Origin of the sequence: Maritalea myrionectae DSM 19524 (genome assembly GCF_000423365.1) — a bacterium.
Lineage (GTDB): Bacteria > Pseudomonadota > Alphaproteobacteria > Rhizobiales > Devosiaceae > Maritalea > Maritalea myrionectae.
This window is the reverse complement of record NZ_AUHV01000003.1, coordinates 105,731-130,241: the sequence shown is the minus strand read 5'-3', so window position 1 is coordinate 130,241 and position 24,511 is coordinate 105,731. Positions and strand designations below refer to the sequence as shown.

26 protein-coding genes are annotated in these 24,511 nt (G+C 51.1%); 8 read left to right on the top strand and 18 right to left on the bottom strand.

Annotated elements, in window-relative coordinates:
* Positions 1–28: 28 nt before the first annotated feature.
* On the bottom strand, positions 29–898 hold the full coding sequence (locus G549_RS0106580) for an ATPase (RefSeq protein WP_027834363.1): 870 nt from the start codon (positions 896–898) through the stop codon (positions 29–31).
* A 259-nt stretch (positions 899–1,157) separates the two neighbouring features.
* On the opposite strand from G549_RS0106580, the gene G549_RS0106575 reads away from it, so the two are divergent.
* Genes G549_RS0106575 through G549_RS0106565 form a run of 3 tightly spaced genes read left to right on the top strand, consistent with a single transcriptional unit; the run spans position 1,158 to position 5,964 of the window.
* On the top strand, positions 1,158–2,531 hold the full coding sequence (locus G549_RS0106575) for a flagellar hook protein FlgE (protein ID WP_027834362.1): 1,374 nt from the start codon (positions 1,158–1,160) through the stop codon (positions 2,529–2,531).
* Between the two features lie 57 nt (positions 2,532–2,588).
* Positions 2,589–4,442 (top strand): flagellar hook-associated protein FlgK, encoded by a 1,854-nt coding sequence (flgK, locus tag G549_RS0106570; RefSeq protein ID WP_084634047.1) that lies wholly within the window; start codon positions 2,589–2,591, stop codon positions 4,440–4,442.
* 22 nt (positions 4,443–4,464) lie between these two features.
* Complete coding sequence (locus tag G549_RS0106565) at positions 4,465–5,964, top strand: flagellin N-terminal helical domain-containing protein (protein ID WP_027834360.1); 1,500 nt, start codon at positions 4,465–4,467, stop codon at positions 5,962–5,964.
* A gap of 114 nt (positions 5,965–6,078) precedes the next feature.
* Here the strand turns inward: G549_RS0106565 and flaF are convergent, their stop codons facing one another.
* The 11 genes from flaF to G549_RS0106510 form a co-directional block, all read right to left on the bottom strand.
* Positions 6,079–6,471, bottom strand: a complete 393-nt coding sequence (flaF, locus tag G549_RS19315) for a flagellar biosynthesis regulator FlaF (protein WP_210162405.1) — start codon at positions 6,469–6,471, stop codon at positions 6,079–6,081.
* On the bottom strand, positions 6,437–6,865 hold the full coding sequence (gene flbT / locus G549_RS0106555; RefSeq protein ID WP_027834359.1) for a flagellar biosynthesis repressor FlbT: 429 nt from the start codon (positions 6,863–6,865) through the stop codon (positions 6,437–6,439). The genes flaF and flbT overlap by 35 nt, the downstream gene beginning before the upstream one ends.
* A gap of 41 nt (positions 6,866–6,906) precedes the next feature.
* The gene (locus G549_RS0106550) at positions 6,907–8,016 is read right to left on the bottom strand and encodes a flagellin N-terminal helical domain-containing protein (protein ID WP_027834358.1); all 1,110 of its coding nucleotides are present in this window, start codon (positions 8,014–8,016) and stop codon (positions 6,907–6,909) included.
* Positions 8,017–8,262: 246 nt separating this feature from the next.
* Positions 8,263–9,369 (bottom strand): flagellin N-terminal helical domain-containing protein, encoded by a 1,107-nt coding sequence (locus G549_RS0106545; protein ID WP_036221621.1) that lies wholly within the window; start codon positions 9,367–9,369, stop codon positions 8,263–8,265.
* 192 nt (positions 9,370–9,561) lie between these two features.
* The gene (locus tag G549_RS0106540; protein ID WP_027834356.1) at positions 9,562–10,722 is read right to left on the bottom strand and encodes a flagellin N-terminal helical domain-containing protein; all 1,161 of its coding nucleotides are present in this window, start codon (positions 10,720–10,722) and stop codon (positions 9,562–9,564) included.
* A 176-nt stretch (positions 10,723–10,898) separates the two neighbouring features.
* Positions 10,899–12,008, bottom strand: coding sequence for a flagellin N-terminal helical domain-containing protein (locus tag G549_RS0106535; protein WP_027834355.1), 1,110 nt, complete (start codon positions 12,006–12,008; stop codon positions 10,899–10,901).
* Positions 12,009–12,153: 145 nt separating this feature from the next.
* Positions 12,154–13,260, bottom strand: a complete 1,107-nt coding sequence (locus G549_RS0106530) for a flagellin N-terminal helical domain-containing protein (protein ID WP_027834354.1) — start codon at positions 13,258–13,260, stop codon at positions 12,154–12,156.
* A 209-nt stretch (positions 13,261–13,469) separates the two neighbouring features.
* Entirely contained in the window at positions 13,470–13,829 is a 360-nt protein-coding gene (locus G549_RS0106525) for a hypothetical protein (protein ID WP_027834353.1), read from the bottom strand.
* Positions 13,830–13,935: 106 nt separating this feature from the next.
* Complete coding sequence (locus G549_RS0106520) at positions 13,936–14,424, bottom strand: hypothetical protein (protein WP_027834352.1); 489 nt, start codon at positions 14,422–14,424, stop codon at positions 13,936–13,938.
* A complete protein-coding gene (locus tag G549_RS19310) occupies positions 14,421–14,774 on the bottom strand; it encodes a rod-binding protein (RefSeq protein ID WP_051213506.1) in 354 nt (117 codons plus the stop codon). Before G549_RS19310 ends, G549_RS0106520 begins: the two co-directional genes overlap by 4 nt.
* Positions 14,774–15,889, bottom strand: coding sequence for a flagellar basal body P-ring protein FlgI (locus G549_RS0106510; RefSeq protein ID WP_084634045.1), 1,116 nt, complete (start codon positions 15,887–15,889; stop codon positions 14,774–14,776). The genes G549_RS19310 and G549_RS0106510 overlap by 1 nt, the downstream gene beginning before the upstream one ends.
* 255 nt (positions 15,890–16,144) lie before the next feature.
* On the opposite strand from G549_RS0106510, the gene G549_RS0106505 reads away from it, so the two are divergent.
* From G549_RS0106505 to G549_RS0106490, 4 genes are all read left to right on the top strand, one after another.
* Entirely contained in the window at positions 16,145–16,555 is a 411-nt protein-coding gene (locus G549_RS0106505) for a flagellar assembly protein FliX (protein ID WP_027834350.1), read from the top strand.
* A gap of 149 nt (positions 16,556–16,704) precedes the next feature.
* Positions 16,705–17,154 (top strand): RNA polymerase-binding protein DksA, encoded by a 450-nt coding sequence (gene dksA, locus G549_RS0106500; protein WP_051213505.1) that lies wholly within the window; start codon positions 16,705–16,707, stop codon positions 17,152–17,154.
* A 132-nt stretch (positions 17,155–17,286) separates the two neighbouring features.
* Positions 17,287–18,297: a hypothetical protein gene (locus G549_RS0106495; RefSeq protein WP_027834348.1), complete on the top strand. Its 1,011-nt coding sequence runs from the start codon at positions 17,287–17,289 to the stop codon at positions 18,295–18,297.
* 299 nt (positions 18,298–18,596) lie between these two features.
* Complete coding sequence (locus tag G549_RS0106490; RefSeq protein ID WP_027834347.1) at positions 18,597–18,884, top strand: sll1863 family stress response protein; 288 nt, start codon at positions 18,597–18,599, stop codon at positions 18,882–18,884.
* 52 nt (positions 18,885–18,936) lie between these two features.
* On the opposite strand, the gene G549_RS0106485 is transcribed toward G549_RS0106490, so the two are convergent.
* Both G549_RS0106485 and G549_RS0106480 read right to left on the bottom strand, forming a co-directional pair.
* A complete protein-coding gene (locus G549_RS0106485; RefSeq protein WP_027834346.1) occupies positions 18,937–19,383 on the bottom strand; it encodes a VOC family protein in 447 nt (148 codons plus the stop codon).
* Between the two features lie 2 nt (positions 19,384–19,385).
* A complete protein-coding gene (locus G549_RS0106480; protein WP_027834345.1) occupies positions 19,386–19,895 on the bottom strand; it encodes a MarR family winged helix-turn-helix transcriptional regulator in 510 nt (169 codons plus the stop codon).
* A 71-nt stretch (positions 19,896–19,966) separates the two neighbouring features.
* Here G549_RS0106480 and G549_RS0106475 point away from each other — a divergent pair, with 71 nt between their 5' ends.
* Positions 19,967–20,920 carry a DMT family transporter gene (locus G549_RS0106475; protein WP_051213504.1) on the top strand — a complete coding sequence of 318 codons (954 nt, stop codon included), beginning with the start codon at positions 19,967–19,969 and terminating at the stop codon, positions 20,918–20,920.
* A gap of 100 nt (positions 20,921–21,020) precedes the next feature.
* Here the strand turns inward: G549_RS0106475 and flgH are convergent, their stop codons facing one another.
* The 4 genes from flgH to flgF are packed head-to-tail and all read right to left on the bottom strand — an operon-like array spanning position 21,021 to position 24,284.
* Positions 21,021–21,755: a flagellar basal body L-ring protein FlgH gene (flgH, locus tag G549_RS0106470; RefSeq protein WP_027834343.1), complete on the bottom strand. Its 735-nt coding sequence runs from the start codon at positions 21,753–21,755 to the stop codon at positions 21,021–21,023.
* Positions 21,756–21,765: 10 nt separating this feature from the next.
* Positions 21,766–22,722 carry a flagellar basal body P-ring formation chaperone FlgA gene (gene flgA, locus G549_RS0106465; RefSeq protein ID WP_027834342.1) on the bottom strand — a complete coding sequence of 319 codons (957 nt, stop codon included), beginning with the start codon at positions 22,720–22,722 and terminating at the stop codon, positions 21,766–21,768.
* 15 nt (positions 22,723–22,737) lie between these two features.
* Positions 22,738–23,523 (bottom strand): flagellar basal-body rod protein FlgG, encoded by a 786-nt coding sequence (gene flgG, locus G549_RS0106460; protein ID WP_027834341.1) that lies wholly within the window; start codon positions 23,521–23,523, stop codon positions 22,738–22,740.
* 23 nt (positions 23,524–23,546) lie between these two features.
* Positions 23,547–24,284 carry a flagellar basal-body rod protein FlgF gene (gene flgF, locus G549_RS0106455; RefSeq protein WP_027834340.1) on the bottom strand — a complete coding sequence of 246 codons (738 nt, stop codon included), beginning with the start codon at positions 24,282–24,284 and terminating at the stop codon, positions 23,547–23,549.
* Positions 24,285–24,511: the final 227 nt, after the last annotated feature.

The following is a 24,511-nucleotide window of genomic DNA, read 5'->3' as shown; positions in this document are numbered from 1 at the left end:
TTTGGTTTAGGCGGTTATGAGAGATTGTTCAAGCTTTGTTGCGACGGGTGATGGCCTTTGCCATCATGGCGTCGAAATCAGCTGGGTCTCGCATGGTCGCCAAATCAGCGGCTTCAATGACATAGCCGTGCTGATCAGCAATTTGCTGATAGAGGGGCAGGCGGTGGCGCAGGGCGGAGGCAAAGCCCCAAACCATAAAGGCGTCCGGGTCCACATCCTGATCATGGGCAATGTTATTCTCGCGCTTGAATTGTTCCCATTTCTGGTCGAGCAATTGCGGCGCATAATAGATCGGCTTGGGCGCCTTTTTAAAGCGGGCGATCAGCTTTTCTTCATCCTCTTCCGTGCCGCGAATATAGAGCAGGGCAGATGAGCTGGTGACGGCTTCCAACACGGGGTCTTGCGGATCGTCGAGATCGATCACTTCACAGAATGAGCCTGAGCTATCGGCGATGAAATGCTCATAGCCATAGATGCGTTTGGCGCGGTCGATGAAATAGGGCGTGTCGAGCATGGCGGAAATTTCAGCCACGCGGTGTTGCGCCTGACGGCGTTTATATTCGTCAAACGGGATGCCGCCTAGCTCCGGATTGCCGGGCTTGCCCAGATAGGTGGACAGGGGCGAGAGATTATTGAAAGTGATGTTTGAGCCAATATAGATGCTGTCTGTACGCAACAGATTGGCCAAAAACGGGTCCTTCATGGCGCATTGTTTGAAATTATCAACAATGTGCTCGCCCATATAGCGGGTGCCGATGCGATAGTCGACGGAATAGTGGAACCAGTTCTGATCGCGCAATTTGTTGGCGAAATGGGTTTTGCCCACGCCAGACATGCCAAATGCGGTGATGCATTTGCGGGGCGCGTTCAAAAACTCATCTGGCGAATTGAAAATCATATTGCGGTTCCATTGTTGCTTATCCGGTCTTAGCGGGTTTCGCATGGGTGCTCAAGTCACTGATGGGATTGGTGGTTCGGCAATTTTGGCGCAACTGGGCAAAAATTGCCCCTGAGATGGCAAAAGATTCCCCTTTTTTGCGCCCATTTATGGTTAGCGGATTATTAATGCCAATAAAATCAATGAGTTAAAAACTGGCACCGCTCTTGCATTACTTAGTGTGGATTTCGATGTCCGCATCGACAGTAAGGAGAAACAAATGGGTATCTATGGGGCGCTATCCACTGCAGTCACAGGGCTTCAAGCTCAGTCATTCGCGTTGGAGCATATCTCTGGCAATATCGCCAACTCGCAAACAACGGCCTATAAACGGATTGAAACTGACTTTGTTGATTTGATCCCAGATGCACCGGTTAGCCGCCAGGTTGCTGGGGCGGTGATGGCTCAGTCGCGTGCAACCAATGATTTGCAGGGTGATGTGACCACTGCGGGTCGGAATACATATATGGCGATCAATGGCGATGGTTTTTTTGTTGTGGAACAAAAGATCGGCACCAATGATGGCAATGCAGTGTTCGGCGGAACAGATTTTTATACACGGCGCGGCGATTTTGACGTGGATAAAGAGGGCTATTTGGTCAATGGGTCGAATGCCTTTCTCAAGGGCCTTCCAATTGATAGCGTGACCGGCAACGTGGCTGGTTCTGTGCCCGAAGTGATCCAGCTCGATAACGCCTTTTTGCCTGCGCAGCGGACTGCAGTATTCAATTATCAATTGAACCTGCCGCAATTGCCGAAAAATTCTGGCTATGACCCGGTAAACCCAAACTCTGAGCTATTGGATACGGCAGACTATACGGACGATCCCACCACTGGCGGTGGCGGCTTTGTGACCGCAACCGAAAGCGACAAGTTTTTGACTGACTCGATTGCAGGCGGGGCGATCACGGTTTATGCGGAAAATGGCGCGCCGGCTAACGTACAGTTGCGCTGGGCTAAAACCGACTCCTATGCAAATGGCGGCGCGGACACTTGGAACCTGTTCTATCAAGCGGACGCGGATGCTACAGGCACCGACCCGCAATGGCAGAATGTGGGCACAGATTATGTGTTCGGCACCAATGGCTCTTTGTCACCCACCATCGCCTCGGTGAACTTGACCGGCCTTACAATTGACGGGATCAACATTGGTGACGTGACGTTGCAGCATGGCAGCAACGGGGTCACTCAATTTGCTGATCCGAACGGCACGACCGAAGTGACCAAGCTGTCGCAGAATGGTTATCCGGCTGGTGAATTTGTATCAGTGGAAGTGAACCGGGAAGGCCGGATTGTGGCCAACTATTCCAACGGTAAAAAGGTGGAATTGGCACAAGTGGTGACCGCCAACTTCAACGCGGTCAATGAGCTAAAGCGCTATGATGGCGGGCTTTATTCGGCGACTTCAGAGTCAGGCACTCCGATCTTGGATATTGATGGGAACGTGACTGGCGCGGCGCTGGAACAGTCGAACACCGATATTTCGGAAGAATTCACCAAATTGATTGTGACGCAGCAAGCCTATTCGGCCGGGACACGGATTGTGACCAGCTCGGACGAGATGCTGCAAGAAGCATTGAACATGGTGAGATAATGAGTTGGGGCGGCTTAACCGCCGCCCCTTTTAAATTGATGCGCTAAAGGGTGACCTATGGGCCTTTCTGTAACATTGAGTAATGCTTTATCGGGGATGGATGTAAACCAGCGTAGCCTGGACATCGTTTCGCGAAACGTTGCCAATTCGGGAACGCCTGGCTATCACCGACAAAGCGTTGCGCTGATTGATAATTATCGCGGCACCAGCTCCAGCGTGCGGGTGGCGCAAATTCAGCGCGCTTATGTACAATCGTTGGAATCACAAACGCAGCGCGAAACCAGCCTTATGGGTGCGCTGGATGTGCGCACAGAATTCTTAGGGCGGCTTGAGCTGCTATTGGGTAAGCCCGGCGACATCAATTCGCTGGATACCCAACTTGCGAACTTCAAAGGGGCGTTGCAGCAAATGGCAACGAGCCCCGAAGACTTTGTGGCGCGTGCCGATGTGGTGGATCGTGCTCAGAGCATGGCGGAATCGCTGAACTTTTTGTCTCGGTCGGTGCAAGGCATGCGGCAAGAGACGGAAAGCCAGATCTTCACTCATGTGTCGGATCTGAACCAGAATTTGGAGCTGTTGTCCAAGATCAACCAAGAGTTGATGGACACCACAAAGGTCGATGACACTCGCCTGAGTATTATGGATGATCGTGACCGCCTGCTGGCACAGGTGAGTGAGCTGATCGACATCAATGTGCAATATAACGACAATGGCACCATCAATGTGATGACCAAGACCGGCGTCGGATTGCTCGATGGTGAAAAACACTCCACCTTCAAGTTCGAAAATGCGGGCAGCCTGTCGCCGACATCTCTTTATGATGTGGACCCAGCCACGAGCGGCGTTGGCACATTGAAAGTGGTGACGCCAGCCAATCTCGAAATTGATGTGGTGGCCCATGACCTGCTGACATCAGGGCGGATTTCGTCACTTCTTGATCTGCGTGATAACCGGTTGGTGACCGCTCAAGATCAGTTGGATGAAATTGCCGCTGGGTTGGCGCAAGCCATGTCGACCATTGATACCGAGGGCACAGCCGTGTCGGCGGGTGGGGAAGATGGTTTTGAAGCTGATTTGGGCAATATGCTGCCCGGCAACAGCTTTACGGTAAAATATGAAGTTGGCGGCGCGCAACAAACCGTGCGCGTGGTGCGCGTTGACGATGCGTCCAAACTGCCGATGGACAGCACTGATGAAAATGGGCTGCGCACCATTGGCTTGGATTTTTCCGGCGGCATTGGGGCCGTTGCGACTGACTTGAATGCGGCTTTGGGCGCTGCTGTCACCGTTTCTAATCCTGCGGGTGATGTTTTGCGCATCATGGATGATGGCGTGGCCGATACGTCCGACATTCATTCAATGGTGGTGCAAACAACAGCGACCGGCACACAGGATGGCGGCCTTGGCATGTCGCTGTTTGTTGATACCTCAGGCGCGTTCACAAACTCGTTGGATGGTGTGTCGCAAAAGCGCGGCTTTGCTTTGCGCATGATGGTGAACCAGGAGGTGGTGGCCGACAATAGCCTTTTGGTGCAGCATTCAACCTCACCATTAACGCCAATTGGGGATTCAGATCGACCCAACTATTTGGTCGATCGATTGAATTCGATGACTTTTCGGGCCGAGAGTGCCGCGCAAGGGCAGGGGGCATTTCGCCTCAATGGTAGCGTTGAGGAAATTGTGCGGCAAACGCTCAATTATCAAGGCAATGACATTGCCACCACAAAGCAAGCGCATGAGCATCAAGGCAAGCTGATCCAAACGTTGGAAATGCGAGCGGAAGATGCCTATGGCGTGGACATCGACAAAGAGATGGGCAAATTGCTGCAACTTCAAAACGCCTATGCCGCCAATGCGCGGGTGATGTCGATCGCGCAAGAACTGCTTGATCGCCTTATGCAGGCGTTTTAGGCGTGAGCGAGGGAGACGATAGATGATTGTAAATAACTCACTGTTTCCTGCGAAGTTTAGCTATCGCGCGATCTCGGATATGCGCAATGAGCTGGACAAGCTGAACCAACAATTGGCCACTGGTGAACGGGCGCAAACCCTTTCGGAACTCGGGGCTGATCGAGTGGTTGATATGACCTTGCGCGCCCGCACGAGTGCCTTGGAAACCTATCAACACAATTTGGACAATGTAGATATTCGCTTGAACTATTTGGATGATGTGATCAGCCGCATCGACCAAATTGAGAATGAAACACGCTCGTCGGCCCAACAGGGATCGTTTGAAATCAACGGCGTGAACATGACGGCGGCGCAATATCTTGCGGAAAACCGGATGAAAGAAGTCATCGACTTGTTGAACTCGGATCTGAATGGGCGTCACCTTTTGGCGGGCAACGCAACGGAAGAAGACCCTGTTGCCAGTTTTGACGAATTGATGAATGGCGCCGACGGCAAGGATGGTTTTCGCACCATTGTTTCGCAGCGCAATGAAGCGGACTTGGGCGCGTCGGGGCTGGGCCGATTGACCAATGGCGTGGCCGGCACGACTGTCACGATCGCCGAGGATGGCACCCATCCATTTGGATTTAAGCTAGATAGCCTTTCCTCGGACGGAAGCTCAACGACTTTGACGGGCCCAGCAGGTGCGCCGCCAAGTGCGACCATAGAGTTTACCAGCCAACCCGCCGACAATGAACGCATTATGATCGGCCTGGATTTGCCGGATGGCACCACTTTTACGCTTGAATTGAAAGCTGTGGCCGGTACACCGCAAAGTCCCGATGAATTTCAGATTGGTGGCTCGATTGCGGATACGGCAGCGAACATGCAAGCCTCGCTCAATGAGCGCCTGGGACATTTTGCGCAAACCAAACTGACCGCAGCATCCTCATATGCCGCGGCGGATAGTTTTTTCAATTCCAATGGCGAAGCGTCCATGCGGGTGGATGGTCCTCCCTATGATAGCGCCACCGCATTGGTTGCCGCGACGGATGCCGACACGGTAATTTGGTATAAGGGCGAAAGCTCCACCAACCCTCGCTTAACGTCGCAAGCGCGCGTTGATGAAAGCACGCGGGTGAATTATGGCGTGCAAGCCAATGAGAGTGGTTTTGCCGAGTTGATGCGCTCACTGGCCGTGTTTGCTGCGGACGGTTATTCGCCATCTGACCCCAAAGCGAGTGAACGCTATGAGGCGATGAATGGTGTTGTGCGGGAGCGGTTGGCAGAAACCAATAATGGTGTGGCTGGTTCCATTGAGGTTGTTCAAATGGAATTGGGCCTTGCCAAAACGTCGGCCTCGCGCATTTCTGAACGCCACGGCCAGCAAAAAGCGGCACTTGAGACGATGCTCGCCGATATTGAGGGGATCTCAATGGAAGAGGTCGCCATGCAAATCTTGCAGCTTAAAACGCGAATGGAAGCAAGCTATCAAACAGCTTCAATCGTAAACCGTCTATCGATGGTCAATTATATGAGCTAGCACGCTAATCTGGAAAGTTGCGGCATTGTGACCGCAATATCAATTTGGATTTGGGGCCGCCTATCTGACGATGTGGCGGCGCACAAACCAACAATAATGAATAATCAAGTCTGACTACAGAGCTGGGTGAGCGCCTTTCGGTGCTTCTTCATCCTGATTTTGCTGCGTGCGCAAACCAGCGGCCAGCTCTTTGTTGATGTTGATCAGCACATCCAGGCGGCGTGCCTCAGGATTGGCCAAGGTCGAGATCGTGTGATTCATGACGAAAATGCCCAAATTGGCGACATTTTGCTTGATCAAAGTCGGCAGCGGATTCTCGTCGCTTGTGACAGATGTCATAAACACAGTCCACAATTTGCGATTGTAGGTCAGTGCGCCATCAAGTTCTGGCTTTTTATTGTCCCAATCATCGCGAATGCGCTGCAATTGAGCTGCCGACTTGGAGAGCAATGATGCCTCCAGTTCGCGTGGACTAGCTGTTTTCTTGGCTGTTTGTTGGTACGCCAAAGCCGCCTGTTGTTGCATCGCCGATCAGCTCCCGTTCGTATTCGATCAGTTTTTTGGCTTTCTTCAGAGCTTTATAAAGCGAACCAGTTAATATCTCATTATTAATTTCATCAACAATTGGGGTCGTTGACGGAGCCGCTTTTACTAAGTCATTGACAAGGCTGAAGTATTCTTCCTGCACTTTATCAACATCATCATCGAGATACATTAATTGTACGGCGAAATAGACTCTTTTGGCCGGAGAGGACGCATCCTCAACGCGCATAATGTCCTTTTCCCGCAGAATCGGTGATCTGCCGGAGACATAGAGGCGTGTGCGTTGATCGGAATTGGTGATCACGCAATCACCCACAATGAGCCGTTCCTTTGGCTTTAGTTCAACTTTTAGGGCCATGTCGTCCTCATGAATTTACGCCGAACTCGTCCGAACCGATCTTACTGGAAGAGTCTTAAGACGTTCTGATCTGCTTGTGATGCCATGGAAAGGGCGGTGGATGACAATTGCTGCCGTGTTTGCAAAGCCAAAAGGTTTGCCCCTTCTTCATTGGTATCTGCCAAGGTCAGCATATCCGCCCCATTCGCCAATGTCGAAATCATTTGTTTGGTGAAATTGGTGCGGTTTTCGACCACGGTGAGGTTGGTGCCGAATGTCGAGGCCTGATCGCGCAGCAAATTCAGTGATTCCGTAATGTCATTGAGAACGGCATTCACTGAGGTTTCTGTGTCGAACGACCCGGCGACATAGCCTGTGCCGGTGACGGTGGTCATATCACTTGTGGCGTTGGTGTCGTCCAATGTGAAATTGCCAGCCGCTGTCGTGATCGTCACAGTTGTGCCATCGGAGGAGGCGGAAACATCTGGAATGGCGTCCAGCGCGTTGATGATATCAGCGGCGGTGGTGGTCGCGCCATATTCGATTGTGTAGGTGTCGGAGCCAATCGTAAGCGTCAATTCATCCCCGGCTTCACGGCCTGCGATAAGGTTGGCTTCAGTTACAGTTCCCGTGGACGAAGTGCCTGTGGTGACATCATTGAGGCCCAAAAAGGTAGATGTATCTGTAAGATCAATGGCTTCGATGATAAGCTTTGAAGTGCTGTCTTCATTAAAGACAACGGCCAGATCGTTACCGGTGCCTGCCAACAGGTTCTTGCCATTATAGCCAGCATCGCGTGCCAAATCTTCGATTTGTTTCAACAAGCTATTGTATTCGTTCGCAAAAACGCGGCGATCTTCGATCTTGTTTGTTTGGTTGGCCTGGTTCGCCTTGGCTTTTGCAGCTTCCACCAAGTTCACCACATTGGTGATACCTGTATCGGCCGCCTTAAGCGTTTGCACGCCTTGGCCCATAGAATCGAGCAGGCTTGCCAAATCGTTGGCCCGGCTGTTCAACCCTTGCGATGTAAAGAATGAGTTGGGATTATCAAGCGCCGAGTTGACCTTCAGGCCCGTGGCTAGTCGGTTTTGTGTCCGCGCCATCATGTCTGCTGTGCTCTGCAATGACAAAAGGTTTTGCCGTACAGATTGCGAGAGGGTTACATCTTTCATCGCGAACCATCCTTCCTGGAGTTGTTAATAGAGTATTGCCACGATTCTTCGTGACAATGAATTGTTAACCTTACTGAAAGGTTAACGCATATTAACAGAATGGCTCAAATTGGGTCAGATGGGTTGATTTTCCACATATTAGGCGGAAAAAAGTGCCTAGTGAGTTTAAGCAAAAAAAAGACGCCGAATAGAATCGACGTCTTTCTTGAAGAAATAGCTCTATGAGCCATAGTTTTGTGTTGGGGCTTAACCGAAAAGCCGCAGCACCGCTTGATCCGCCTGCGAGGCGAAAGAGAGTGAGGTGGATGCCAATTGTTGCCGTGTTTGCAACGCCAGCAAGTTCGCACCTTCTTCGTTTGTATCTGCAAGGGTCAGCTTGCCCGCACCTTCTTCCAATGTGTTGATCAAACGCTTTGTGAAGTTCTGACGGTTTTCAACCACGGTGAGGTTGGTACCGAATGTGGATGCTTGTGAGCGCAGGGTGCTCAATGCGCCGTTCAATGTTTCGAGCGAGGCGCTGATTGAAACATCGGTATCGAACGTACCCTCCACATAGCCGGTGCCAGTTTGGGTCGCCAAATCAGCAGTGGTGTCGCTATCGTCGATAACAATATTGCCATTGTCAGAGGTAACGGTGATGTCAGTGCCATCGGTTGATGCGGTAATGCCTTCGATAGCATTCAACGCAGTGATTACGTCTTCTGAAGTCGTGCCGACGCCATAGTCAATTGTCGCTACATTTGAGCCGCCGACGGTTACGGTTAGCGTATCGTTCGATTCGTCACCAGCTTCGAGAGCCGCTTCAGAGATGGTCAGGGTGCCGCTTGTGCCTACTGTCAAGTCTGCTAAACCCAAAGCACCGGAAGTGTCTGTGTAGTCTACAGCATCGATCGTAACGGATGAGGTGCCATCTTCATTAAAGATAACTGACAGGTCGTTGCCCGTACCCGCAAGAAGGTTCTTGCCTTTGTAGCCAGCGTCTTTGGCGAGATCTTCGATCTGGGTCAGCAGATCGTTATATTCCTGCGCAAACCGACGGCGGTCAGCGACCTTGTTGGATTGAAGCGCCTGGTTGGCTTTACCTTTGGCGGCTTCCACGAGCTTGGTGATGGCTTGAATGCCATCGTCGGCCGCTTTCAACGTCTGAACACCTTGACCCATGTCGTCAAGCAGGCTGCTCAAGTCAGAAGCGCGGTTGTTCAGCGCGGACGCTGTAAAGAATGAGTTGGGGTTGTCGAGAGCCGAGTTGACCTTGAGCCCGGTGGCCAAACGATTTTGCGTTTTGGACATCAAGTCGGCTGTGCCTTGCAGTGATAAGAGGTTTTGCCGCACTGCCGCGGACAAATGGATCATTGTCAAAGTTCTATTCCTTCATGGTTTCTAGGCCCGATTCTGGGGCACTTATGATCATGAATGAGGATGGTTAATCGAAGTTTAATGCGCGTTGCAAAATGCGGAATTTGTTGCAAAATGCGAAAATTAATAAAACGCAATAAAAAAGGCGAACCGAAGTTCGCCTTGAAAAAAGTAATATTTTATAATGTGTTAGAAGAGTCGGAGGACGTTTTGATCTGCTTGTGAGGCGAAGGAGAGGGAGGTCGACGAAAGCTGTTGCCGCGTTTGCAACGCCAGCAAGTTCGCACCTTCTTCGTTTGTATCTGCAAGGGTCAGCTTGCCCGCACCTTCTTCTAAGGTGTTGATTAATGACTTTGTGAAGTTCTGGCGATTCTCAACAACTGTCAGGTTTGTGCCGAATGTCGATGCTTGTGAACGCAATGTGTTGAGTGCTGTGTTGAGTTTATCCAGTTCGGCGTTGATGGCCTCATCGGTCTCAAAACCACCAACAACACTCTCAACAAAATTTGATGAAGTCGTCGTAGCGAGATCATTAGTTGAATCGGCGTCATCAATTGAAACGTTGCCTTCAGTATATGTAACTGTCAGCGATCCGGTCAACGGACCGGGGACAAATGTTGCTGACAGACCGGGAACGCCCGCAGCGTTAATTTCATCGGCGATCTGGTTGGAGTAGGTGAGGGTTCCGTCACCAGGATCTCCGGCTGCGATAAGAGTCGTGCCGTCTCCATCTTCGATAATAAATGTATCCCCGGCGTCACCATTAAAGCCGTCATACAAATCCTGATCGCTGATGGTAAATGACCCTGGCGTGCCGGCGATTGTCGTTGCTAGAGAACTCAAACCCAATGAAGCGGAGGTATCAGTGTAGTCTACCGCGCTAACGCCAAGTTTGCTGGTACCATCTTCGTTAAAGATAACGTCAAGGTCATTGCCTGTACCTGCAAGAAGGTTCTTGCCGCTATAGCCTGCGTCCTTGGCTAGTTGCTCAATTTGCCCCAATAACTCATTATATTCTGTGGCAAATTTTGAGCGATCAGCTGTGCTTGACGATTGTAAGGCTTGATTGGCTTTGCCTTTTGCTGCCTCCACCAGTTTAGTGATGGACTTAATGCCTTCATCAGCCGCTTTTAGTGTTTGAATGGATTGTCCCATATCATCCAAAAGCCCGCCAAGATCATTCGATCTATTATTGAGAGCTGATGCTGTGAAGAAAGAACTGGGATTGTCCAGCGCAGAATTCACCTTCAAGCCAGTGGCGAGGCGATTTTGCGTTTTGGACATCATGTCTGCGGTGGATTGAAGTGACAGGAGATTCTGCCGGACCGCGGAGGATAGCTGTATGCTCATAAACTAACTTCTGGTTTAAACTGGTGCCTATCCTAGGCACCTAATCCTTAGCAAGTTAAGGGTTAATCAGATGTTAATGAGTTTGATAAGAATCTGAAAATAATCAAAAAAATGGGCGGTGCATGATCCGCACACCGCCCATTGCGATAAAGTACGCAATACTAAATTCTTTATCCTTAGAACAAACGCAACACGTTCTGATCCGCCTGAGAGGCGAATGAAAGCGAAGTAGAGGAGAGCTGTTGACGTGTTTGCAACGCCAGCAAGTTCGCACCTTCTTCGTTGGTGTCGGCCAAAGTCAATTTGCCTGCACCTTCTTCCAAAGTGTTGATCAAACGAGTTGTAAAGTTTTGACGGTTTTCAACAACTGTCAGGTTTGTACCGAAGGTTGAGGCCTGCGACCGCAATGTGTTCAATGCAGAGTTCAATGAAGTCAGCGAAGTGTTGATATCACTGTCTGCGTCAAACGAACCCGCTACATAGCCAGTACCTGTTTGTGTGGCCAGATCCGCAGTTGTGTCACTATCGTCAATGACAATGTTGCCATTTTCTGAAGTAACGGTGATGTCTGTGCCATCTGTTGATGCAGTTACGCCATCAATTGCGTTCAGCGCTGTTACAACGTCTTCAGCAGTGGTGCCATCATCATAAGCGATAGAGCCAACTGATGAACCGCCTACAGTAACTGTCAATGTATCGCCATCTTCGTCACCAGCTTCAAGAGCTGATTCAGCGATGGTCAATGTGCCGCTTGTACCGACAGTCAGATCTGACAGACCAAGTGTGCCAGAGGTGTCGGTGTAGTCGACGGCTGAAACGCTCAAAGATGAAGTGCCATCTTCGTTGAACAGCACTGACAAGTCGTTGCCGGTACCCGCCAACAGGTTTTTGCCTGAGTAGCCGGCATCTTTTGCCAAATCTTCAATTTGAGACAAGAGTTCATTGTACTCGCCAGCAAACTTACGACGGTCAGCAGTTGAAGAAGACTGAAGCGCTTGGTTTGCTTTGCCTTTGGCAGCTTCAACCAACTTGGTGATCGACTGGATACCTTCGTCAGCGGCTTTCAAAGTTTGAACAGACTGTCCCATATCGTCCAACAGGTTCGTGAGGTCACCCGCACGGTTGTTCAATGAGGAGGCAGTGAAGAAAGAACCGGGATTATCAAGGGCCGAGTTGACCTTGAGGCCAGTGGCCAAGCGGTTCTGCGTTTTTGACATGAGATCAGCTGTGTTTTGCAACGACAGTAGGTTCTGCCGCACGGCTGATGAGAGTTGAATTTGACTCATTTTACTTCCTTTTCTAGGTACTCGAGTTCCTTCCTGGAACAACTAGAAAATGAATGAATATGCCTAATGAAGAATTAATGCCAGAATCAGAATATAAAAAAAGGCGGACCGGAGCCCGCCTTCAAAATAGTCTTGTCGTTTCGGCTTACAGCAAACGCAATACGTTTTGGTCTGCCTGAGAAGCGAATGACAATGAAGTTGATGCCAGTGTCTGACGTGTTTGCAACGCTAGCAAGTTCGCACCTTCTTCGTTGGTATCTGCCAAAGTCAGCTTGCCAGAACCTTCTTGCAATGTGTTGATCATTGACTTGGTAAAATCTTGACGGTTTTCAACAACTGTCAGGTTTGTACCGAAGGTTGAAGCCTGTGACCGCAATGAGCCGAGGGCAGAAGTCAACGAGTCCAAAGTTGCGTTGATTGTTGCATCTGAGTCAAACGAACCTGCCACGTAGCCAGTGCCAGTTTGTGTAGCCAGATCAGCTGTTGTGTCGCTATCGTCAATGACAATGTTGCCATTTTCTGATGTGACAGTGATGTCTGTACCGTCTGTTGATGCGGTTACACCGTCAATTGCGTTTAGCGCTGTTACAACGTCTTCAGCAGTGGTGCCTGAATCATAAGCGATAGAGCCCACTGAAGAACCGCCAACAGTAACTGTCAATGTATCGCCATCTTCGTCACCAGCTTCAAGAGCTGATTCAGCGATGGTCAATGTGCCGCTTGTACCGACAGTCAGATCTGACAGACCAAGTGCGCCAGAAGTGTCTGTGTAGTCAACCGCAGAGATGTCCAACTTAGATGTGCCATCTTCGTTAAATACCACCGACAAATCGTTGCCTGTACCAGCCAACAGGTTTTTACCTGAGTAGCCGCTATCTTTGGCAAGTGTTTCGATTTGGTTGAGAAGTTCGTTATATTCGCCAGCAAACTTACGACGGTCAGCTGTTGAAGAAGACTGCAGTGCTTGGTTTGCTTTCGCCTTAGCCGCTTCTGCGAGCTTGGTGATAGACTGAATACCTTCGTCGGCAGCTTTAAGAGTTTGAACAGCCTGGCCTTGGTCATCCAACAAAGATGAAAGGTCAGAAGCGCGTGAGTTCAATGATTGGGCTGTGAAGAAAGAACCTGGGTTGTCCAACGCAGAGTTCACTTTCAAACCTGTTGAAAGACGGTTCTGTGTTTTGCTGAGAAGATCAGCAGTGCCTTGAAGGGCGGTGAGGTTCTGACGTACGGCAGCTGATAGTTGAATAGCCATGATACTAAATACTCCATTCTGGCTTACAAACGGGCCTTCCTGGCCCGCGTTTTGATAGAAAAGTTTAAGTCAATTCTTTGACCGCCACTTCCCGCGATATCCCCCATAAACCACTGATCAAGTGAACTAAACCTTAATCAGAAGGCACGAGGAATTCTTATGGTAAACCGCCGTTTAACTGGCATGGTTAACAGCGGTTTTACAAATACTTAGCCCTTAATTGTCTCGAGCTGGCGCAACAGGTCTGGAGAGGGAACCCAGCGACGATTGATCATCCTTGGAAAATCAATATGCCCTGGCTCGCCTTCATCCGCATTGGCTGCAAGAGAGGCTTCAAACAATAAACTTGCTGGTGCTGCCGGTCCCACGAGTTTGGGGATGTCTGGCAGCCCGTCGTCGGCAACTGGATTAACGCTTTGAGGATTTGCAGGTGGCGCTGCTTGTGCGCTGCCTACCTGTGCCTTTGAACTGGCCGCATCCTGCGGTTTGTAATCCTGTTGAGGGCGGGCTGTCCCATTAAGGGCGGCGCCGCCTTGGAAACCGGCGGCAGATTCTATTCTGACGGTCACGGCTCTTCTCCATGAATTTAACTGGCATTTCTTGCCTCAGACCATCATGGAGAAGAGAGTTTTCAGATAAGTAATTTGTGGAGGGGTTATTTAATTTAAATTCGAATTAACTTGTCTTGTTGATCGAAACACCTTGCAAACTCTGTGCCTTTGGTCCGGTGGAGCCGTTTATACCATAGGTTTTGGGCTTTTGTGCTTGTCCCAACTGTGCCGCCACGTCGCCTACGATTTCCTCGGAAAGAGATTTGGCGGTGGCCAGCACCCGCATGTTCTCAGCCATTTGGGTGGCCAGGGCTGATTGATGCTTTTGCAGGGCCATCAAAAGATGGGGCGCTGTTTCTTTCAGTGTTTTCGCATTGTGCTGGATCGCACGCGCGAGCCCGACATATTTTTGCGCCAACTCGGCCTTTGGTGCCGCAAGCTCGCTGGCCTCCAACAAACGACCTGCGCGCAGCAGCGTGGTTTCATTGTTCATGACGTTCACGAGTTTGGTGAGCGTTTCAGTTGCCTCTGCGCAAACTTCTTCTGGCTCGCCAGGCAAGGGCACTGGTGGTTTTTTGGCCAGCGTTTGCGCTCTTAATTGATGTGAGTTCATTGTTGATACGCTCCTGATACAAAGGCAGGGTTAGGCTGCGCGGTCGAGCGCGGCGTGTTGATGGATTGTTGTGATAAGATGAGATCGCGCAAAATGTCGTCGGCAAGGCCGAGGCCGCCATTGTTCGCAATGTTCTTGGCATATTCCTCGCCCAACATGCCGCGCCAGGTTTCTTCTGCGTAGCCGCCGCCAAATTCGCTTTCGGTTTCGGTTGACTTGACCATCTCGCTCATCAATGTGTTCAGAAAAACGCCTTCAAGCTCGGTTGCTTTTTCCTTCAATGCCGCAAATTGCGTATTGGTCATGTTGTAGGGTTTTTCGACGGGGTAATAGGTGTTTGCAGTGGCCATTAGATCACCTCAATTTCAGCTTGGAGCGCACCAGCAGCTTTGATGGCTTGGAGGATCGAGATGAGATCGCGTGGTGAAATGCCCAGCGCGTTCAACCCATCAACAAGTTCCTGCAAGGTTACGCTTTCATTCAAGGTCGCCAGTTGGCTGTCGACCTGATCAACCTGAATTTCGGTGCGCGGCACCACAACGGTTTGGCCGTTGGCAAGTGAATTGGGCTGATCGACTTGTGGGTCTTCAGTGATGGTGACGGTTAGATTCGACTGGGCAATCGCGACAGTTGAGACGCGCACTTCGCGCCCCATCACCACAATGCCGGAGTTTTCGTCGATGACAATTTTCGCTGGCAGATCCGGGGTGATGACCAGCTGTTCGATGTCGGTGATCAGGTCCACAATGTTGCCGTTAAAGCCGCGGGGCAGGGTCAGGTTAACGGTTGCATTGTCCAGCGGAACGGCCGTTGGCATGCCAATCAAATTGTTGATGGCCAGCGCAATGCGGCGGGCTGTGGTGAAATCTGGATTGCGCAGGGCCAAGCGCACCGCGCGGCGCGCGCCCAAATCGAAATCGACTTCGCGTTCAATCAGCGCACCATCTGAAATGCGGCCCGTGGTGGGGACGCCAGAAACGATGGTGGCGCCGTCACCTTCTGTTTGAAAGCCGTTAATGGCGATTGGCCCTTGTGCGATGGCGTAGACTTCGCCGTCCGCACCCATCAAGGGGGTAACCAGCAAGGTGCCGCCTTGCAGACTTTTGGAATCGCCGAGGGCCGAAACGGAAACATCAAGGCGAGAGCCTTGGGTTGAGAAGGCAGGCAGGTTTGCTGTGACCATGACAGCGGCAACGTTTGCGGTTCGCATATTGGTGCCGCGCGTATTCACGCCCATGCGCTCCAGCATTGCGACAAGGCTTTGGCGTGTGAACGGGGCGTTGTTCAGGCCATCGCCTGTGCCGTTGAGGCCAACAACCAGGCCGTATCCAACCAATTGGTTTTCGCGTACGCCTTCAATGTTGACGATATCTTTAATGCGAGCAGCCTGCGCCGGCAGGCTCAGCAGCAGAATGGCCACTGCCATCCCGGTCCATTTTATCGCTGTTGCAAAAACTGCTTTCATCATCTTCCCCATTTTGTTTTGTCCGCTCCAATTCCCCAATCGGGTGCGGGACACCATTATAAATGCGAAATCTGTGCCAACTGCGGTGCTTTCCGGCTAAATTAATGATTTAATTGAATAAAATTGGACTGATGCGCGTGGTGCTTTCGTTTTTGACTGGAAAATGATAGCTTTTGTAGGTAAATCATGCCTATTAGATGCAATAAATGCAGCTTAGTGGGTAGAAAGTGCCCAGTTGGATTTTTTGAGGCCTAAATGCGCATAACGGACACCAACAGAACCAACCGAACTGCTCCGAAAAAAGCCGCCAAGGGCAATTCGGACGGGCAGAAATTTTCGGTGGGTGGTGACAATAAGGCTGAGCAGGTTCGACATCGGGCCTCGGTTGAAGATGTGGGCAGCGTTGATGCGCTGTTGGCGCTTCAAAGCGTTGATGACCCTTTGTTGGCCAAAAAGAAGAGCGTTAAGCGCGGTCATCAGCTTCTTGATGGACTTGAGCGCTTGAAAACGGATCTTTTGGTCGGCAGGGTCAGCGAGGATCGGCTGGCCAATATGCTCAAAATGCTCAAGAATGCGCCAGACGCAAAAGATCCTGAACTTCAGGCCGTCATCGAAGATATCGAATTGCGGGTTCAGGTCGAATTGGCCAAACTTGGCCGTCTGTGATCCATTGGGCCGCCAAATTTGTGGATAACTCTCCGTCATTTTACCGTCATTATAATTGACTAGAGCGCTATGCAAATCGCGACTTGCCGCGATGGCCATTGGTGATTATATATGGCCCACATTAGTTGAGGGAGTGAGACTCAATGTCTATGGACTTGGAACGCGAGATCGCTGCACCTGAGTTGGATGCGCAGGAATTTGACAACTATCGTCCGAGTGAGGATGAAGAGTTCATGAATCCAAAGCAGCTGGCCTATTTCCGCCGTAAGCTGCTGGCATGGAAAAATGATATTTTGCGTGAAAGCAAGGAAACATTAGATGCCTTGCAAGAAGAGAGCCAAAATCACCCGGATATTGCAGACCGGGCATCGTCGGAAAGTGACCGCGCCCTTGAGTTGCGTACACGCGACCGTCAGCGCAAACTGATTTCGAAAATTGATGCAGCGTTGAAGCGTGTTGACGATGGGTCTTATGGCTATTGCGAAGAAACTGGCGAACCAATTGGTTTGGCCCGGTTGGACGCACGCCCGATTGCAACCCTTTCCCTGGAAGCGCAAGAAAAGCACGAGCGCCGCGAAAAGGTTTATCGCGACGATTAAGCCTAAAGTTTTTAATCGCTTGATTTGACTTATAGATATAACTTAGGACAAACTATTCTTGTGTCTTAGCGGCAGGCACGAATTGGTGCAGTTGAATTGTACCTTGGCGTGGTTATTCAAGGGTGTAACGCTATGACAGCACAGGCTGGGCGGATAATAGAAAAGGGGCAGGCCAAGATTGTAGGGCAGCCAGCTTCGACGATCTCGCCTGATGACTGGCCAATTTCGCAGCCCTATGATGTGGTGTTTTATCGCTCGCGCGGCCCAAAATCGCGCGTCAATGTTACCTTTCAACACGCCTTTGATTTAGACGCCTTCAAGTCATCCCGCAAGTTTACCCATTGTGCCTTAGTTGGCTCTGAGCTCACAGCTATCGAGGCTTATCCGCGCGCCGTAAAAGGGTATTATACCGACATGCTGCACCCAGGTGGGGTGCGTTTTGTGCCGGTGATTGACCTTTGCTATGACAGCAAAAATCGTTATGCCGATTTTATGGTTTTGCGCAGCCCGGATTTGCGGTCACCGGATACTTTTTTTGGTGCCGAAAGCATGATGAGCGCATGGCGCTATATCGAATCAAAATATAGCTTGCGTCGATTTTTAGGGTTTGGCCGTGGCCCAAAGGACAATCAAAATGCCAAGCAAATCAAAGAATGGTTGTCCTGTTCTGACCTTGTTTTGAAGGTTTTGGCCGATTCCGAACGTTTCGGCATGAAATTTCGTGAGCGGACGACACCGTCGGGTCTGGTGGCGCAGCTTAAAATGCGCGGCTGGCAAGATGTTACAGCCGATTATGCACCTGAACGTTTCGAGATTAAGTCGCGGCAATATATGCAGCGCTTTGGCCTTTCCGGTGCCAATCGGGCTGGTGTTGATATTTTCGCGCTGAAAATGGCGTGGAACTTGGGCACATTTGGCCAATCGATCCAGCGCCAGCAATATATGGTTGAAGAATATATCAACCGTCGTCTTTCCAATATTTGGCACCATGATGATGATGCCAAAAGCTTTTTAGAGCGCTTTACGGCGGATCACGCCATGGGTGTTCTCAAGCAAATTCGCTCTTTGCGTGCGGATGATTTTGGCGACCATATCGACCCGCTTTTGGCGGAGCTTTCGCAAAAGCGTCACTTCCTAAAATAGAGCGGCCACCAGTCGCGCATCATTGTTGCTGGGCGCAGCCCAAAGCAGGATGTGACGATCTGCCTGTTGCTGCCTGAATGCAGCAGACAGATATTCCCAGCATTTTCTGTTCTTAATATCTTGGACAGCCCCGTTGTGCGCCGCTTTGGGTCCCAACCATTGCCCTTCAAGTGATTTAGATCGGAACACATGGCGATGCTCGTGCGTTTTATAGAGTGAAGGATGTGATTGTCCCGGTGGGCCACGTTGTGAGTCCTATCGGGCATTTTGGTTGCATCTCATAACTTTTGGAGGCAGATATGACAGAGAAAGATCAATATATTCAAAAGGCTAAGGCTAGAATTGATCAATGGGACGCTGAAATCAAAAAGATGAAGGCGCAAGTTGAAGAGGCCGAGGCCGACAAAAAGATTGAATATCAAAAAGAGCTTGATGAGATGCGTGCAAAGCGCGATGAAGCTCAAGCTAAACTTGATGAGTTGCGCGATGCCGGCGACGATGCCTGGCAGGATATGAAAGGCGGGTTCGAGCAAGCATGGACCAACATTTCAAGTGCATTTGAGCGCGCGAAATCTCGCTTTAAATAAGCCCAATGAAGAGGCTTCACGTGACCCGAAGGTTTGAAGGGCAAAGCGCCTATTATTTCGGGTCAGGTAAGATCAAAGAACCATCTTCACTCAGTGGCCAGTTTGGGTTCATGGCGAGTTCCCAGATATGGCCATCTGGGTCGGCAATATAGCCCGAATAACCACCCCAGAATGCTTTTTCAGGCTTCTTTATCGTTGTCGCTCCTGCGGCAATCGCCCTTTCAAATGACGCGTCCACTTCAGCTTCGCTATCAAAATTTTGCGCCAAGGTTATCGCGCCTGTGCCAATTGCTGTCACGGGGCGCTTTTGGTCATCGGCTAGAGCGTTGATTTCATAGAGGGCCAGGGCAAAGCCGTTCATTTGGAAAAGACATATATCGTCCAGGCTGCGTGCATGTGGGGACCAGCCGAGATCCCGGTAAAATTGGATCGATCGCGCCAAATTTGCAACGCCCAATGTGATCAGGGAAACGCGCTGATTGGGGGCAGGGTTGGACATTTTTAAACCTTTGGCTTTGCTTCGAGCTTATCTAAGCGGGCGATTAGCTTTTTTGAAATGGCGTTGAGTTGCTCAATCTCTTCATCATTCAGGGCGGCGAGGATGTTTTGTTCGTTGCTGATATGTTGCGGCAGGATTTGATCGATCTTTGCCAACCCATCGCTGGTGAGCGCCACCAAGTTTGACCGTCGGTCATTCGGGTTGGCGCGGCGCTCAATCAGGCCCGCCTTTTCCAGCTTATCAATTCGGTTGGTCATGCCGCCCGAAGATACCATCGTTGCTTCATAAAGCGCGGTGGGGGACAGGGCAAAGGGCGCACCAGATCGCCGCAAAGTGGCCAAAACGTCAAATTCGCCTGGCTGCAATCCATGTTTTGCAAAAAGTTGATCAATGTGATCGCGCTGCGCCCGTAGCGCTAATTCCGCAATGCGCCCAAGGGTTTCCATGGGGACTGTGTCCAAATCCGGACGTTCATTTTGCCATTGTTGGGCGGCCAGCGAAGCGCGATCCATATTTTTCCTCTTTATCTTAATGTTAAGATACTTTATATCAAGATAAATTCTATTTCAAACGGATAACGAGTATGACTGACCTGTCGAAAATGCCAACCATTGATGTAAATTCATCCCCAAAGCCGAGATTTTGGCACAATCTGGATCTTGGCATGCTGGCGTTGCTCTTCATTGTCGGGTCCTTTTTGGGACTGACCGCGGTGTTGGGCAAGGTCGCCATTAACACAGGATGGTCGCCAACGATCTATCTGGCGCACACCACTTTGGGCGGTGGTTTGCTGATGTTGGCGGCGACGGCGCTGTTTGGCTATCGCGCCAAATTTGATGCTGCCATGTGGCGCTATAATCTGATGTCGGGACTGCTCTTTGTGGTGCCCAATCTTATGTTCTTTTTTGCGGTGCGGTATGTGGGGGCAGGGTTTATCGCCTTTGCCACCGCGTTCGCACCTGTCCTGACCTTTTTTGTCGCCGTTGCGATTGGTGAGGACAGGTTTTCGCGGGGAAAAGTGCTGGGCGTTGCGATGGCTCTATCGGGTGCCATGTTTTTGGCAGCGGGCAAAATGATGGACGCGACAATTGATCCGGTGTGGATATTTGTCAGTCTGCTGGGGCCAGTATTTTTGGCGTTCGGCAATATTTTCCGTTCACGCTTTTGGCCAGCTGGGGCCGCACCATTGGCCTTGGCGCCGTGGATGCTGATCTTTGCCGGGCTGATAAGCTATGCAATTGCGCTTTTGACAGGTGAAGTTATTCCAGCTGACTTGCAGCCGATTGGCTTTGTGGTGATGGGCGCGCAAATGCTGTGCTTTGCCGCAGGGTTCGGGTTTTACTTTGTGCTGCAAAAGCGCGGCGGCCCCGTCTATTTGAGCCAAATCGGACCCGTGATTGCTTTGGTTGGTGCGCTATTGGCGGCCACCTTCTTGCGGGAACAGTTGACCTTGTTGGTGGTGCTGGGTGGCATCGCCGTGATTGCCGGGGTGGTAATCTTCAATGCTGCCAACTTTGGCAATAAGTCAAAGGCTTAGCCCAACAAAAAGGGCGCGACCAAATTGGGGAAAGTCGCGCCCTTTGGGGAAGGGCTGATCGCAAATTGGGGAAAGCGATCAACCGATATTATGGCTTGCCTTAGAAGGGGAGAATGGCGTCCATAAATTGCTGGCCATAGCGTGGCTGTTGAACATCTGTGATTTGGCCGCGGCCACCGTATGAAATGCGGGCCTGGGCGATCTTTTCAGATGGGATGGTGTTGTTGGCGCCAATATCTTCTGGGCGAACAACCCCGGCCAGGATCAGGTCGCGTACTTCAAAATTGACCCGCACTTCCTGACGCCCTTCAATCACAAGGTTGCCATTGGGCAGAACCTGCACCACAACTGCGGCGATTGACGTATCCAGAGTTTCCGAACGATTGACCGAACCATCGCCCGTGTCGGCAGAGCCGGAGCTGAGTTCGATTGCGCCGTTGGCTGAGACATCAGGCACAACTGAGTTGAAGATAGAGCCGACGACACCGCCTGCGCCTGCATCATTTGTGCTTGTGCGTGCGCGGGATGTTTTGTTGGCAATCTGCGCCTTATCCGCAATGGTCACATCTACAGTAAGAATGTCACCCACTTTGCGGGCGCGTTGATCTTTAAAGAAGCCGCGCTTGCCGGAAATGAACAGCGAGTTTGGCTGGTAGGCCACTTTCTCGGGCTCCGGCATAGGCAGGGAAACCGGCTTGTAGCCTGCTTGTGCCTGCGGGTTCTCAATTGCTGTTAGCGATGGCGCCTGGCCAATGTTGGCGATACGGTTGGCGGTGGTGCACGCAGTCAGAGATGCGCCAAGAGCAATGAGGGTGATGAGCTGGATGAGTTTCATTTTTCTGCTCCTAATTCGCTGCTGCTATTTTGGCCGGACCACTCGGAATGGTCACAGTGCCAGCGCCCGAAACGATGCCCTGAATTGGCTTGTTGGACATCAGATTGAGAACGGTGACAGGCTCGTCGATGGCTGCTGATTGCAAGGCCTTGGCCTTCACGGTGAGGGTGAGCGCACCCTTTTTGAAATAAAGGGTCACAAGGTCATTGCGGTTGATCACATCTGGCTCGGCCACATCAGAGATGCGGATCGGGCTGCCACTGCGCAAAGAACGGGTAAGGCTTTTGCCAACCAAATCTTCAAGCAGCACAGGGCCTTGTGCCCGGATCACTTGTTCTGAAGCGGGGCGCATTTCAATATCGCTTAGCTTCAGGATTTCACCCTTGGAAATTGACTGGGTGATGAATGGCGCTTGCACCATAATATCGATCCGGCCATCGACCCGAAGGGGTTGCTTGTGACCTGAAAGGGCCAGACGGGCGGCGAATGTGCGTGTTTCGGGCCCAACTTCAAAGTCGAGCACCATCACTGGATTGTCAGATGCGCCGTCGGCAAAAAGGCCTTTAAGCGCTGTGTTGAGACGGATTTTTGCCGTTTCGCCTTCCAGCAGCAATTGGCGGTTGATCAACTCGTCATTGACCAGCTGGTTGACGAAGTTGGCGTCAATTTTCACGCCAGCGCGTTCCACCCGCACCTGGGAAAGACCCGCTGTATCATAATTCGTGAAGCCTGCGCGTTGCGCGGCCAAATGAACAGAGGTGAGGGGCACCGCGCCGACCGTGCCTGGTGCAGGGCTGCGGAACAAAGCTGTTTCCGCATGAATGCCCGCATTGTCGAACATATCGCCAACGGTGACCACTTTTGTGTCCACCACGATGGACGGCTTAAGAACAGGCATCGCCAGAGCCGCGTGGGCCATAAGGCTTGCACTGAGAATAAGCGCTGTTTTGGTGAGTGTTTTAAACATGATGTCAGCCTACCCCTAGCGGATTTGCGATGTGGCTTGCAGCATCTGGTCAGCCCCGGAAATAACGCGTGCGTTCATTTCGTAGGCGCGCTGCGCGGCGATCAAATCTGCAATCTCGGTTACGGCATTAACGTTGGCCAGCTCGAGGTGAGCTTGCAGCATGTTGCCGAAGCCATCCTGGTTGGCTACGCCGTTTTGTGCCGGGCCGGATGCTGCGGTTTCGACATAAGTGTTGTCGCCCGCACTCTCCAAACCTGCTTTGTTGGCAAAGCGGCTCAGTTGGATCTGACCTAAGGCTGTTGGTGTTGATTCATTGTCCAAAAAGGCTTCAACGGTGCCATCGGCTGAAATCGAGACGGCGCGCGCATTGGCGGGAATGTTGATACCGGGCTGGACCAAATAGCCTTCAATGGTGACCAACTGGCCATTTGAATCGCGTTCGAACGAGCCGTCACGGGTGTAGCCGGTGCGGCCGTCAGGCAGATCAACAGAGAAGAACCCTTCGCCACGAATGGCGATATCGAGCTCTTTTTCCGTCGGTTGAATATTGCCCTGGCTCATAATGCGCGGTGTGGCGCCGGTTTTAACACCAGAGCCGATCTCAACGCCTGTAGGCAACTGGGTGCCTGCAGCGGAGGTTTGCGACCCCGCACGGCGATAAACCTGGTAGAGCAAATCCTGAAAATCGGCACGTTGGCGTTTAAAGCCGGTTGTGCGCATGTTGGCGATGTTGTTGGAGATGATCTCCACGTTCCGCTCTTGCGCCGACATGCCTGTGGAAGCGATATAGAGTGCCTTCATGATTTAGTTCCTTTCGCTTTCACTTAAGCTTTAGTGTCGCCGAGCTTACGAATGGCGGTGCGCCGCAACTCGTCCTGGCGTTGTTGCATGCCCGAGATGGATTCATAGGCCTTGGTGACGCGGATCATTTCTGTCATCTCGGAGACGCCGGAAACGTTGGAGCGTTCGATGGCCATTTGCACAAAACGGGATGGATTATCAAAAATGGGATTTTCGCCCGAAAACATGGTGTCGCCTTCGCGGCGCAGGCTTTGAGGATTTTCAAACTCTGCGACCCGCAAGATGCCCTTATCGCCAGCAGAAGAACTGACACGTCCGTCTTCGGTGATGGTGATGCCGGTTTCGCCCGGGTTGAAGGTTAAAAAACCACCATCTGCGAGCACGTTGTAGCCTTCAGACGTAACCAGCTCGCCGCGCTCATTCAGTTGAAAGGCGCCGTTGCGGGTGTAGCGTTCGCCACCTGGTGTGTCGATCACGAAGAAGCCGTCGCCTTGGATGGCGATGTCTAGTGGGTTGCCCGTTTGCGTGATGCTGCCGGAAGCAAAATCATGAATGGTGGCCCAATCCTGCGTATAAGAAAGCGGCTGGTCCATCATTTCGAAATCTTTATGACGGGCGACCGGCATGACATACTCTTCGAAAAGGATGTCCATATTTTTGTAACCGGCTGTGTTCAAGTTGGCCATATTGTTGGCCACAACGTCCATTTGACGCCGCAATGCGATTTGTCTTGATAGGCCGATGAGCTGTGCGTTTTCCATGGCACCTGTCTCCCCAATTTAATTGTTGGCCGTTTAACTTCCCCAAGTCAGCGGGCCTGCCAATAACAATGCGAGGATCGTGCCAGTTTTCTAAGTTATTGATTTGTCACAATTATTGATAAAGTTTTATTCAAAATCGCAAATCAATATTTTCTAGGTGGCAAAAATTACCGGGCAAAAATTGCCGCAAAATGCAAAAAGTAACTCTTCGTTAACCTTCTCGACCT